The sequence below is a fragment of the Paenibacillus sp. B01 genome, from assembly GCF_009649995.1.
In the GTDB taxonomy this organism is placed as follows: Bacteria; Bacillota; Bacilli; order Paenibacillales; family Paenibacillaceae; genus Paenibacillus_O; species Paenibacillus_O pasadenensis.
This window is the reverse complement of the sequence record NZ_CP045802.1, coordinates 2,992,249-3,005,090: the sequence shown is the minus strand read 5'-3', so window position 1 is coordinate 3,005,090 and position 12,842 is coordinate 2,992,249. Positions and strand designations below refer to the sequence as shown.

Here is a 12,842-nt window from a genome sequence, read left to right as displayed (position 1 = left end):
GTTGAAGGACTATGCTGATTACAGAAGTAATGTCATAGTCCTTCAACCCATGCGAGCTTTAAAAAATCGTCTCGCAAAAGAGGACAGCATGAGGGGGAACACAGATGCTGATCGGAATTCCCGGATTATTACCGCCGGAATTGTTGAAATGGATGAGAGAGATGGGACATGGTGATGAGCTGGTGCTGGGGGATGCCAACTTTCCAGCTGCAAGCCATGCGCAACGACTTGTCCGATGCGATGGAATTGGCATTGTTGAATTGCTGGAAGCGATCGTCAAGGTGCTTCCACTGGACGATTATGTGGAGAAACCTGCAGCGGTTATGGCCGTTGTTCCGGGCGATCCTGTAGAGACAACGATTTGGGACTCCTATGAAGCGATTCTGAATAGAAAGACAGGATTGTCATCCTCATTGGAATCGCTGGAGAGATTCAGCTTTTATGAGCGTAGCAGTTCAGCGTATGTTATTGTTGCAACTGGTGAACGGGCACAATACGGCAACCTGATTCTGAAGAAGGGGGTCGTTCGTGAGCATGATTGACCAGAGGCCCAATATTGTATTCCTGTTCGCAGACGATCAAAGATTTGATACCCTGCGTGCTTTGGGCAATACCGACATTCAAACGCCGCATCTGGATAACCTGCTGGAGCACGGTACCGTCTTCCGGCAGGCTCATATTCCAGGCGGCACGGTAGGTGCAGTCTGTATGCCCAGCCGCGCGATGCTGCATACAGGAAGAACATTGTTCCATATTCATGACGACGGAAGAAGCATTCCTGAGGAGCATGTATTAATGGGGGAAACGTTCCGGCAAGCGGGTTACGCCACCTTCGGCATTGGCAAATGGCATAACGGCGCCGCCTCCTTTAACCGGAGCTTCAGCGACGGAGAGAATATCTTTTTTGGAGGGATGGAGGATCATTGGAATGTCCCCGCTTACCATTATCACGCGGATGGAAACTACTCGGGTTCAATTCCTGTAATTAGAGACCGTATGTTGTCAAATGAAGTAGAATATCGACCTGCAGACAAGGTCCAGGCTGGTGTTCATTCCACGGACCTGTTCTCGGATACCGCCGTAAACTGGATTCGTCAGCATAAGGAGGAGGAGCCGTTTTTCCTCTATGTGTCCTACATGGCTCCCCATGATCCTCGAAGCATGCCGAAGAAGTATATGGACCTGTATGATCCAGAGCAATTGAAGCTGCCTGACAATGCCGCCAGCGAGCATGCTTTCGATTATGGCATACGCGGTATAAGAGATGAGCAACTGGCAGCATATCCGCGCACTGAGGAAGAAATTCGAAGGCATCTGGCAGAATATTATGCCATGATTACACATCTGGACGATCGAATCGGCGATATTATCCATGCGTTGAAGGAAACGGACCTGTTCGATCATACGATTATCATATTCACAGGAGACAACGGACTGGCGGTAGGCCAGCATGGACTAATGGGCAAGCAAAGCTGCTATGAGCATAGCGTAAGGGTTCCGCTCATTTTCTCTGGGCCGGGGATACCGAAAGGCCAGCAAAGAGATGAATTTGTATATTTATCCGACATCTACCCTACCTTATGCGAATTAACGCAAGTTCCGATTCCATCGTCAGTCGAAGGAGCATGTCTAGCCCCTTTGTTCTCTCGCGTCGGAGCAATCCCGGATCGGGATAGGCTGTATTTCGCCTATGCCGACCTTGTCCGAGCCGTGAAGAGCAGAGAGTACAAGCTCATCGTCTATCACCATAACTCCCAATTGTTCCGTTTAAGCGAGGACCCCCTGGAGCGATACAATCTAATTGGAGATCCGGCTTTCTCCCATATGGAGCAAGTATTAATGAAAGAATTGTTAGAGCACAGCTATCGTTCAGGAGACCGCGAGCATCCGGCAGGACAACAGTTCTGGTCGCATATCGACAGACACACGCAAGGAGCAGATGAACAATTATGATAAATATAGATCAAATAAATGAAGTGATTGGGAATGGACCGTTTCAGGATAACTGGCAATCGTTAAGCAGCTATACCGTGCCGAATTGGTACAAGAAGGCCAAGTTCGGCATCTTCATTCATTGGGGAGTCTACTCGGTCCCTGCTTATGGGAATGAGTGGTATCCTCGTGAAATGTACTTGAAGGATAGCGCCAGACGGGATCGGCAGGATGTCAGCATGTTTGATTACCATATTCAAACCTATGGTCCGCAGCATGAGTTCGGATATAAGGATTTTATTCCGATGTTCAAGGCAGAAAAGTTTGATCCTGCGGCTTGGGCAAGCTTATTCAGAAGAGCGGGTGCGAGGTATGTAATGCCCGTCGCTGAGCATCATGATGGCTTCCAAATGTACGACAGCCAATTGTCGCAATGGAATGCCGCGAAGATGGGGCCGCAGCGGGACATCATCAGAGCGCTGAAGGAAGCTGTGCAGGAGAAGGGGATGAAATTCGCGGTGTCTTCCCATCGGGCGGAGAACTGGTGGTTCTACGACGGTGGAATGACCTTTCATTCCGATGTCCAGGACGACAGCTTCCGCGGCTTATATGGTCCGGCTCAGCCAAGGGATCCGGAATGGACGATTCACGGGGAAGGACCGGACGAAGCGTTCTTGACCGATTGGCTGCTTAGAACTTGCGAGCTTGTTGACCTATACCAGCCATCGATCGTCTGGTTCGATTGGTGGATCATGAATATCCGCTTCAAGCCATATCTCAAGAAATTCGCAGCCTATTATTATAATCGGGCAGCGGAGTGGGGGACGGAGGTCGCGATCAATTACAAGCTGGACGCTTATATGCATGGCACAGCAGTGTTCGATATTGAACGCGGTCAATTGAATGGCATTCGTCCCGAGCTGTGGCAGACCGACACTTCTGTTGCTCGCAACTCTTGGTCTCACAGTGTCAATAATCAATATAAAGACCCGGCGGACTTGATTTGCGATCTGATCGATATAGTGAGCAAGAACGGTTGTTTGTTGTTGAACATTGGACCGAAGGCGGACGGAACGATTCCGCAGGAAGATGAGTCAATCCTTCTTGCGATAGGTGATTGGCTTGCCGTGAACGGGGAAGGTATCTACGATACGACACATTGGAAGATATATGGTGAAGGACCGACCCAATCGGGAGAAGAGATGCACACGGAAGGCAAGCGGGGTGCCTATACAGAGGAAGATATCCGATTCACCTTCAAGGACGGGACGTTATATGCTTTCGTCATGAAGCTGCCCGCTAGCGGAACCGTTATGATCCGCTCCCTGTCCACGAATTCACGTCATTTCCGCAGTGTCGTTTCAAGTGTAGACACTCTTGATGGCAACCTGCCGCTTGAATGGACAGTTTCAAATGAGGGGTTGGAGATCGATATTTCTTCTCTGGCTGAAACTCCGTATCCTACAGGCTTCAAAATTGGGATGGAGTAGTTGCTGCCAAACAAGAAAAATAGGAGCGATCATAATGCATAAAAGTAGAACGAAGCCCAATATTGTATCTATTCTAGCTGATGATATGGGAGCCTGGGCGTTAGGCTGTGCTGGCAATTCGGAAATAAAAACCCCGCATTTGGATAAGCTGGCGGAGGGGGGAGCGCGGTTTGATCAGTTTTATTGTGTATCACCCGTATGCTCCCCGGCCAGAGCTTCCATTCTAACGGGTACGATCCCCTCAAGGCATGGCGTACATGATTGGATTCGTTCAGGGAATGTGAACAAATCAGAGCTTCCGAACTCAATGAGCAGCATGTCAGTCTTCGACGAGGAGCATGAGGCAGAGTCTTATTTGGCAGGTCAGCTCACTTATACCGACTTACTTTCTCAAGCGGGGTATCGTTGCGCGTTAAGCGGCAAATGGCATTTGGGCAACAGCTCTAAACCCCAGCATGGATTTCATCATTGGTATACCATTGTGCGAGGGGGCTGCTCCTACATGAAGCCAGACGTTGTGGAGCAAGATGAATTCCGTATAGAGGATGGCTACGTGACTGATCTCATTACAGATCATGCCATTCATTTTATTGAGGAATTGACGACCACGGCTGATCCATTTCCATTTTATCTAAGCGTACATTATACGGCACCACATTCCCCATGGGAGCATTCGGAGCATCCTGAACGGTACTTGCAAATGTATGACGATTGTGAGTTCAACTCTGTTCCAGAGCTTCCAGCGCACCCCAATCAAATTCCAACCTGTCCACGAGGAGAAGGGGACAGACGACGGGAGCTGCTGCAGGGCTATTATGCAGCTATAACGGCCATGGACCATGGTATCGGACAAATCGTTGCAAAGCTGGATGAGAAGGGGATTAGAGACAATACTCTGATTGTCTTTATGAGCGATAACGGAATGAATATGGGACACCATGGTATATGGGGCAAAGGAAACGGAACGTTTCCACTTAATATGTTCGATACTTCAGTGAAGATTCCAGCCATATTCCATCATCGGGGCATGATTCCAGCGGGACAAGTGCTTCGGGAGCTTGTAAGCCAATATGATGTGTTTCCGACATTGCTGGAGTATGCAGGCATTGAGCTTCATCATCACGAGATAGGCCCAGGCCGAAGCTTTGCGAAGCTAATGCTAGGGACAGAGGGAAATCATAATGAACATATCGTTGTATATGATGAATATGGTCCCGTTCGTATGATTCGAACGAAGGAATGGAAGTATGTGCACAGATATCCGTATGGACCGCATGAGCTGTACCAGCTTAGCAGAGATCCGGAAGAGAATGTTAATCGCATTCAAGATACGAGCTGCGCGCTAACCATTGAGGACATGCAATTACGTCTGGGCAACTGGTTTAGCCAATACGTCTTGCCGGAATCGGACGGTGTATATGCGCCGGTTACAGGCCTCGGTCAGATGAAATCTATTCGTCGGGGCCGAATAGAGGCAGGCACATTCAAGTCATGAAGATTCATTCGCTTAGGAGGAGACATATGAGAGGTTTTGGTGTGGAATCAGCAGAAGCTTCACTATTCAGCCACAGACTCGAACCAATAGGACGTATCCTGGAGGACCTTCATTATCATGTTTGGTGTTGTTCACCCATCTACGACGAGGAAGGTAAGGTGCATGTGTTCTTCTCCAGATGGCCGCTAGATGCAGGACATGAAGGATGGTTGAAGGTAAGTGAAATTGCTCATGCTGTAGCCGACGCGCCAGGAGGCCCATATAAGGTGTTGGGTACAGTGATGACTGGTAGGAAGGGGAAAGCCTGGGACGCAGCGACCATTCATAATCCAACGGTGCAAAAAATCGGTTCAAAGTATGCGATGTTCTACCTGGGCAATTCCGATGGAACTGTGCATACCCAACGTATTGGGCTGGCTATAGCAGATTCATTGTATGGTCCCTGGAGCCGAGTAGGCAATGAACCCATATTAGATGTAAGTGAAGACAAAGGGATGTGGGACAGCTACATTACAGTAAATCCGGCTTTGCTGCAGCATCAAGACGGACAATTCTGGCTTTATTACAAAGCATGGGATCGGTACAACGACAATATGCGTAAAATGGGGGTGGCCATTGCGAAGCATATTGAAGGCCCTTATATCAAGCATCCCGCTAATCCGCTGGTTGACTTCTCCTGCATCCCGGCTGAAGCAGAGGACGCCTATGTCTTTGAAGAAAATGGGAAATACCATATGCTTATGCGAGATATGGGGGTGTTCAGCGAACGAGGTGGAATCTATCTGGAGTCGGAAGACGGCTTGCAATGGTCCCAGCCAACGATTGGTTATTACCCAAGTCATTATTATTTTGATGAACCAGAGTACCGCTTTGAGAGGCCGCAAGTGCTCATGAGGAATGGAACCCCTGCTTATCTGTTCTTGGCGCTTATGGGCTGGAATGGTCAACGATCAAGTGGAGCAGTATTAAAAATCCAGAAATAAGAAGCAAGGGGGTGCTTCCAGAGCGCTAAATGGTTATGATAAAATAAAATGATAACGCTTTCAATACAACTGTACATGGAACGAGTCAAGGGGGGGAGAACATGTCCAATCGTCGCGGGAGACCGGTGTTCAAATTTCTTATACCTTATTTGAGCATGCTGCTGCTTGCCAGCTTGGTATCTGTCATTATGTATCAGCAGACGAGCCGTGTGGTGAAGGAAGAGGTGTCGAGCCGCAACCAGGCCGTCCTACAGCTGGCTAAGCAGCAATTGGATCGACAGATTGTAGAGACCAATCAGCTTGCCATTAGCCTGAGCCAGGATCCGAGGGTGCTCGCTATGCAGCAAATTGAGAACCCATATGAGCGAAGCAGCATTACACGTCTGATGGAATTGCAGAAGCAACTTGGCAGCTATTCGGCTATTACACCATCCATTGAAAATTACTACATTCATTATATAAAAAGCCAATTTGTAATATCACCTGATAAACATAGCTTATTATCCCGAGCTTCCAGCGCGGAAGCGCAGTCGGATTCCGTCCACACGTTTATTAAGGGTCTTGAGGATCGGTACTATTATCAGGAGATGATGCCGGAGCTGAAGCTCCGCAGCGCTAATGGTGAACGCCGGCTAATTCCTTACATTCATTCCATTGGTTATCCAAGCTATTATTTGTCACATATTGTGATGTTCATCGACAGCTCTTCTATAAGGAATGCGTTGCGTTCGATTGATCTCTCGGAGGGCGGTTATGCCTATCTTGCCAACCAGGAGGGTGACATTATTGCCGGTGTTGCCGGCAGCGGCGAATTCCTTCCTCGAACCAGCCATAATGAACATGAGCAGCCTTCCGGTCAATTCGTCACCTCCATTGGGCTCGACAACGGCAGCTGGAGTCTCGTTGCCGTACAGCCGGAGCATATCGTGCTGCGAAAGGTGTACTATGTCAAAAAAATATCTGCGGTTATTATCTTCGGCATGCTGGCAATTGGAGGCGTGGCTTCTGTGCTGTTTGCTTATCGCAACAGCAGACCATTAAAAGCACTCATTCAAACTGTATTCCAATTAGAGTCGCATAATGAGCGGCTGCATCGAAGCATGGAAGAGCAAAAGCCGTTGCTGCAGGCGGCATTCCTGCAACGGCTGCTGGATGGCGCGTATCCCGGACAGAAAGAAATGGAGTCTGTGATGCAGTATTTGGATATTCCCTTACAGGGCGAACGATATTCCGTTATCATTATTCAATTACCCTATATCTTGGAGTCGATTGATATGGGAGCATTGGAGAAGCTGGATCTGGAAAAAGCAGGGCTGAGGGAATGTATCGCGGAGCTGGAAGGAAATCACACTTGTATGCTGGATATTGGCGAGAGCCGGCTGGCCATGATTTATTCCTCTGATACAGTCATTGAGGATGCTTGGAAGGAAGAGCTGACCATGAAGCTAAGTGCCATTCAGGAGTTGTTTCTCGGACGCTTCCAGCATGCCTTGCAGTTCGGCATAGGGCGACCTTATTCCTCATTAATGGATGTGTCGGCATCCTTCGAAGAGGCCTCCATTGCCTTGTCCTTCGGTATGCCTTCCTCTAGTCCCATGCCGTATTACGATGAGTTGCCCAGACATCCGCAATCGTATTATTATCCGTTCGATGTGGAGCAGAAGCTTCTTAACTATTTGCGAAGCGGGAACATGGAAGAGCTTGACAACACCTTTGGCAACTTGTTCGTCGAAAATTTTGTTGAGCGCTCTTTAATCGAACCTGTCCTACGGCTCTTGTTGTCCGAATTGGTCAGTACGGCTCTCAAGTTTATTGATCAGTCGGGCACGCAGATGTTCGAGGATGAAAGTATAGATATGATGTCTTTTCTGCAATTGCCTCATGGAGCAGGTGAAGCGGAGGCCTGCTTTCATCGAATCACAAGGCTGTACCAACACATTGCGAGCAAGACCATTGACCAGAAGCGTATTCGGAATGAAGAGCTGATGCGCGAAATTGTCAGTTATCTGGACCTCCACTATTCAAACCCTTCCTTATGTCTGCCCATGCTGTCGGATCAATTCCAAATATCAGAGACTTACCTTTCGTTGCTGGTAAAAGAACATACAGGCTGCTCTTTCACGGAATATGTGAATACTAAGCGTATGAACGCTGCCAAAGAGCTATTGTCGGAGTCCAGGCTCAATATTGAACAAATTGCCGATCATGTGGGATATTCGTCGCTGAATTCATTCAGCCGAGCGTTCAAGCGTATGCATGGCGTAACGCCTACGCATTATCGAGCATTATCCGGGCAGTGATTCAAAGAATTGAATATCCTTCCTTGTATGCCGCTTGCAGCGGCTGTTTTTTTTGTATATTTTGAAAATGCATAATGAAAAATCAAATGGATGAAAGCGTTTTTAATCATTTGTATAAAGAAAGGGCAAATGCAGATAGCGTAAATATGCTTTCCTAGCTAAGATCAAATTGTCGACGAGGCTCAACAATAGAAAAGGGGGACAACAAACAATGAGAACGGTTTCATCCATACAAACCAATCCAAAAGTCAGAATGCGCCTGCCGGCAGAACATCTGAAGCAGGCAAAACGCAGCTGGCAGCTGCTTGTTTTGTTTTCATTGCCGCTTGCATATTTAATCATTTTTCAATATTGGCCGATGTATGGAGCTCAAATCGCATTTAAAGATTTTATTCCCGTGAAAGGCGTTATGGGAAGCGAATGGGTCGGCATGAAGCACATGACGAGGTTTTTTGGTTCCTACGATTTCTGGAGAGTGCTGAAAAATACGATTGGCCTGGCCTTCTATCATTTAATCGTCGGATTTCCGGTGCCGATTATCCTGGCGCTAGGACTGAACTATGTCAGGCAGGCCAGATTCAAGAAGTCTGTGCAAATGATTACGTATGCGCCGCACTTTATATCCACTGTTGTTATGGTCGGTATGATGCTTCAGTTTCTGGATCTGCGAACAGGAATTGTAAATCAGTTTCTAAAGCTAATAGGTGCAGACCCCGTTCATTTTATGGCGAAGCCTGAGCTGTTTCAAACCATCTACGTTCTGTCTGATATTTGGCAGAATGCTGGATGGGGGTGCATCATTTATTTGGCTGCGCTGGCAGGCGTAAGCCCGACGCTGCATGAGGCTGCAGTCGTTGACGGCGCAAGCAAGTGGCGTCGCATCTGGCATATTGACCTTCCGGGCATTATGCCGGTCATGATCATTCTGTTGATCTTGTCGATGGGCAATTTGATGCAAACAGGGTTTGAGAAGGTCTATCTCATGCAGAACCCCGTCAATATTACAACCTCTGAAGTTATTGATACTTATGTCTACAAGGTCGGGCTGATCTCGGATGGATTAAATTTCTCCTATGCTTCGGCTATCGGTTTGTTCAAGTCTATCGTAAATTTAATATTGCTCGTAACCGTCAATCAGATTGCGCGTGTGGTTGGCAAAGAAAGTCTTTGGTAGGAGGGCCGCATATGAGCCACATGGGAAGTCCAAGGCAGAGAATCAAAGAATCAAAAGGGGATGCGGCGTTCACCTGGATCAATTATAGTATCCTGCTTACGATGGTTATTATTACACTGTATCCTCTCATCTATATTGTAAGCGCATCCTTTAGCGACAGTCAGGCTGTCGTCTCCGGGAAGGTATGGCTGTGGCCGGTTCAACCGACACTGGATGGCTACGAAGCGATATTCAAGCACAAGCTGATTGTATCCTCTGTCATGAATTCCTTCTATTACATGATTGTAGGCACTCTATTTAATGTTGTTCTTACGCTGCTGGCCGCTTATCCGTTGTCGCGAAGAGACTTTTATGGCGCCAAGCTGTTTATGGTCCTGCTTGTATTCACGATGATGTTCGATGGAGGATTAATTCCGCGTTATTTGCTTGTCAAAGATCTCGGTATGCTGGATACGCGGTGGGCGCTTATTATTCCCGCTGCGCTTAGCGTGTGGAATGTCATTATTACACGAACCTACTTCCGCGTAACCATTTCCAGCGAGCTGCTGGAGGCGGCACAGATGGACGGCTGCAACGATTTCCGGTTCCTGTGGAGGATTGTGCTCCCGCTGTCCGCCCCGATTATCGCCGTCATTAGTTTGTTTTATGCCGTCGGTCATTGGAATCAATATTTCAACGCGCTTATTTATTTGAAGGATCAATCGCTTTACCCCCTGCAAATTGTATTAAAGGATATTCTGGTACAAAACAAGGTGGATATGAGCATGGTGGCCGATGCCGTTGAAATGGCGGAGAAGGATGCCCTGCGACAGCTGCTCAAATATTCCTTGATTGTAGTCGCCGCAGGACCGGTATTGGTCTTGTATCCGTTCGTGCAGAAGCATTTTGTAAAGGGTGTTATGATCGGCTCGTTAAAGGAGTAGCGAATCTTCAAGAAAAGACAGCTTATGGAGAGGGGTGATGCGTATTTGCTAATATTCCTGGCACCAGGTGTCAGAGGCCCTGCATAGCAGTCATCCATTTGAATCGGGTTAACTTAAAAAAGGGAGGAAAACAGAGTGAAACAAAAATGGACTCTTGCGTTTGTAATGATGTGTTTACTGTTAGCCGCTTGCTCTAATGGAAGCGGGTCCAATGCGAAGCCGGACAATAAGGAGGGAGACAAAGCGGGGAATACGAGCGCTGTTTCTGCGCCGGGTACCTTTCCAATTGTAGAAGAGAAGGTTACTTTAAAGGTGCTTGCGGCACTACGGCCGGATGTAGAGGACTATCGTACAAACGAATTTACGAAGTGGCTGGAAGAGCGGACCAATGTGCATCTGGAGTGGGAGACGGTTCCGGAATCCAACATGAAAGAGAAGCTGAATCTGACGCTGGCGAGCGGTGATTATCCTGACATCTTTATGAATATGGGTATTACAGATGCGCAGCTCGAGATTTACGGCAACCAGGGGGTATTCCTGCCTCTTGAGGATTTGATTGAACAGCATGCGGTGAATACGAAAAATATATTCGCAGAGCAGGAGCACTTAAAACCGGCGATTACCTCCAATGACGGTCATATCTACACCATGCCGGATATTAATGAATGCTACCATTGCTATTACTCCGGCAAGCTATGGATTTACAAGCCTTGGCTGGATAAGCTGGGACTCGAGATGCCAACAACAACGGATGAATTCTATGAAGTACTGAAGGCATTCAAGACACAGGATCCGAACGGTAATGGCATCGCCGATGAAATTCCGCTGTCTGGATCACCCAAAGGGTGGAACAGCTCTGTCGAAGGCTTTTTGATGAACGCATTCGTCTATTACGATTTCATAAACGGTGATACAACACGGCGATTGTATATGAATAACGGAGCCATAGATGCGGCGTTTATGTCGGAGCAATACCGCGAAGGCTGCGGTATATGAAGAAGCTGTTCGACGAAGGATTAATTAATGCAGAGGCTTTCGTACAGGATGGCGATCAGTTGAAGCAGCTGGGAGCTAATGGGGATGTTGTGATTCTGGGCGCTGCTCCCAATGGAAGTCCAATCCCGATATCCGACAATGAAAGATGGAAGGATTATGTTGTTGTTCCGCCGCTCAAAGGCCCATCCGGCACGCAATATGTGAATGCACAGAATAGAAGAGGCAATGTCAACGGCCGATTTGTAGTGAGTGCGACAAGCAAGCATCCCGAAGTCGCTATACGTCTGGCTGATGCTTTCTACGATCCAGAGGTGCAGATGTTTTCGTTATTCGGCATTGAAGGAGAGGACTGGAGAAAAGCTGAGGGTGGCGAACAAGGCCTCGAGGGCAATCCAGCGACGTTCGTACGCTTGAAGAAAACGAGTGAAGTCGCGAATCACAGCTGGAATCAGGCCAACCCGACGAATCGGACTGTTGCTTTCCGAATTGGCGAAGCTATCAATGATCCGGTGAACAATGTAGAGTACATTCTGCATGCCTCGACCAAAAGCTATGAGCCGTTCCGTAACGAGACGGTTATGGTTCCGCCGCTCATCTTCAACGAAGCGCAGTCGTCAGAGCTGCTGGGCTTGCAGAAGACCATCAATGATTACGTCGACAACATGCTTGTCCAGTTCGTCATGGGCGATGCCAATCTGGAAGCCGGCTGGGACGGTTACCTGAACGAGCTGAGTAATATGAATATTAAGCGCTACCTGGAAATTATGCAGGAGGCGTACGATATTCGCTACAAGAAGTAAGGAATGATGAACAACCCCGACAACCATCTAGAGATCTGCTGCCATGAACAAGGATGAGTGTGTCGGGGTTATTTGATTCCGTGCAGGCCGAGCAATCTACTTATATTGGAGAGGGGATTCGATAATGAAGTTGATGAAATATCTGATCATGTTGATGATGTGCTGCTTATTGGTCTTACCGCAAACAGGCGGCGTTGCAATGGCATACGAGCTGCCTGCCGATGTGCAACTGCAGAAGGATAACTATGATTCTATTGCGGGTCTGGCTGATACTTATCCAATTGAATATATCACACAAGTGAATAACGGTGAGAAACGGGTTAAGCTCATTACGATTGCAAGTCAGATCGGAATGATTGAGGGTGAGAAAGTTATCGAACTCCCTCCTGAAATTATGCGAGTCGCTGGTTTCTTTCGAGAGCTAAATATTAATGGGAGCCAGATTAAAAACCTGGAAGTGTACTGGGAAGGTCCGACAGGCAAGGAGAAGTTAAGCGAATATTTCCGCTCGGAGACGGTCATTATGGGACGCCCCTTTCATATAAAGGTTCAGCCGGGTCAATATGACGGTTTTAAGCTCAGATTGAAAGGAACGGGTACTGTAACGAATCTTGTCTTGCATGAGCCGAACGGTCTATCGGCCACTTATGATGTAAGAGCGTGGGGGTATTGGGAGAGGACAAACCGATATTACCTGTACAGGTCCATGTGGACGCAACCACGCGACGCAGCATTGATGGAATAACCCG

11 protein-coding genes are annotated in these 12,842 nt (G+C 47.8%); all 11 read left to right on the top strand.

Going from position 1 to position 12,842, the window contains the following annotated elements:
• Positions 1-104: 104 nt before the first annotated feature.
• The 11 genes from GE073_RS12965 (at position 105) to GE073_RS12920 (ending at position 12,838) form a co-directional block, all read left to right on the top strand.
• Entirely contained in the window at positions 105-542 is a 438-nt protein-coding gene (locus GE073_RS12965; RefSeq protein WP_153783605.1) for an RbsD/FucU family protein, read from the top strand.
• On the top strand, positions 535-1,953 hold the full coding sequence (locus GE073_RS12960) for a sulfatase family protein (protein WP_228551864.1): 1,419 nt from the start codon (positions 535-537) through the stop codon (positions 1,951-1,953). Before GE073_RS12965 ends, GE073_RS12960 begins: the two co-directional genes overlap by 8 nt.
• Complete coding sequence (locus GE073_RS12955) at positions 1,950-3,422, top strand: alpha-L-fucosidase (protein ID WP_153783603.1); 1,473 nt, start codon at positions 1,950-1,952, stop codon at positions 3,420-3,422. The genes GE073_RS12960 and GE073_RS12955 overlap by 4 nt, the downstream gene beginning before the upstream one ends.
• Before the next feature lie 34 nt (positions 3,423-3,456).
• Entirely contained in the window at positions 3,457-4,917 is a 1,461-nt protein-coding gene (locus GE073_RS12950) for a sulfatase-like hydrolase/transferase (protein ID WP_153783602.1), read from the top strand.
• Positions 4,918-4,943: 26 nt separating this feature from the next.
• A complete protein-coding gene (locus tag GE073_RS12945) occupies positions 4,944-5,900 on the top strand; it encodes a glycoside hydrolase family protein (RefSeq protein WP_153783601.1) in 957 nt (318 codons plus the stop codon).
• A gap of 101 nt (positions 5,901-6,001) precedes the next feature.
• Positions 6,002-8,200, top strand: coding sequence for a helix-turn-helix domain-containing protein (locus tag GE073_RS12940; RefSeq protein WP_153783600.1), 2,199 nt, complete (start codon positions 6,002-6,004; stop codon positions 8,198-8,200).
• Between the two features lie 211 nt (positions 8,201-8,411).
• Complete coding sequence (locus GE073_RS12935; protein ID WP_153783599.1) at positions 8,412-9,374, top strand: ABC transporter permease; 963 nt, start codon at positions 8,412-8,414, stop codon at positions 9,372-9,374.
• Positions 9,375-9,385: 11 nt separating this feature from the next.
• Entirely contained in the window at positions 9,386-10,297 is a 912-nt protein-coding gene (locus GE073_RS12930; RefSeq protein ID WP_416362091.1) for a carbohydrate ABC transporter permease, read from the top strand.
• 135 nt (positions 10,298-10,432) lie between these two features.
• Positions 10,433-11,293, top strand: coding sequence for an extracellular solute-binding protein (locus GE073_RS25450; protein ID WP_228551479.1), 861 nt, complete (start codon positions 10,433-10,435; stop codon positions 11,291-11,293).
• Complete coding sequence (locus GE073_RS25445; RefSeq protein ID WP_228551477.1) at positions 11,290-12,093, top strand: type 2 periplasmic-binding domain-containing protein; 804 nt, start codon at positions 11,290-11,292, stop codon at positions 12,091-12,093. Before GE073_RS25450 ends, GE073_RS25445 begins: the two co-directional genes overlap by 4 nt.
• Before the next feature lie 124 nt (positions 12,094-12,217).
• Complete coding sequence (locus GE073_RS12920; protein ID WP_153783598.1) at positions 12,218-12,838, top strand: hypothetical protein; 621 nt, start codon at positions 12,218-12,220, stop codon at positions 12,836-12,838.
• Positions 12,839-12,842 lie beyond the last annotated feature (4 nt).

Excerpts from the sequence above, each read along its gene's own strand:
- GE073_RS12935 (WP_153783599.1), top strand. The coding sequence starts at position 8,412 with ATGAGAACGGTTTCATCCATACAAACCAATCCAAAAGTCAGAATGCGC.
- GE073_RS12960 (WP_228551864.1), top strand. The coding sequence starts at position 535 with ATGATTGACCAGAGGCCCAATATTGTATTCCTGTTCGCAGACGATCAA.
- GE073_RS12950 (WP_153783602.1), top strand. The coding sequence starts at position 3,457 with ATGCATAAAAGTAGAACGAAGCCCAATATTGTATCTATTCTAGCTGAT.
- GE073_RS12920 (WP_153783598.1), top strand. The coding sequence starts at position 12,218 with ATGAAGTTGATGAAATATCTGATCATGTTGATGATGTGCTGCTTATTG.
- GE073_RS12955 (WP_153783603.1), top strand. The coding sequence starts at position 1,950 with ATGATAAATATAGATCAAATAAATGAAGTGATTGGGAATGGACCGTTT.
- GE073_RS12945 (WP_153783601.1), top strand. The coding sequence starts at position 4,944 with ATGAGAGGTTTTGGTGTGGAATCAGCAGAAGCTTCACTATTCAGCCAC.
- GE073_RS12930 (WP_416362091.1), top strand. The coding sequence starts at position 9,386 with ATGAGCCACATGGGAAGTCCAAGGCAGAGAATCAAAGAATCAAAAGGG.
- GE073_RS12965 (WP_153783605.1), top strand. The coding sequence starts at position 105 with ATGCTGATCGGAATTCCCGGATTATTACCGCCGGAATTGTTGAAATGG.
- GE073_RS12940 (WP_153783600.1), top strand. The coding sequence starts at position 6,002 with ATGTCCAATCGTCGCGGGAGACCGGTGTTCAAATTTCTTATACCTTAT.
- GE073_RS25445 (WP_228551477.1), top strand. The coding sequence starts at position 11,290 with ATGAAGAAGCTGTTCGACGAAGGATTAATTAATGCAGAGGCTTTCGTA.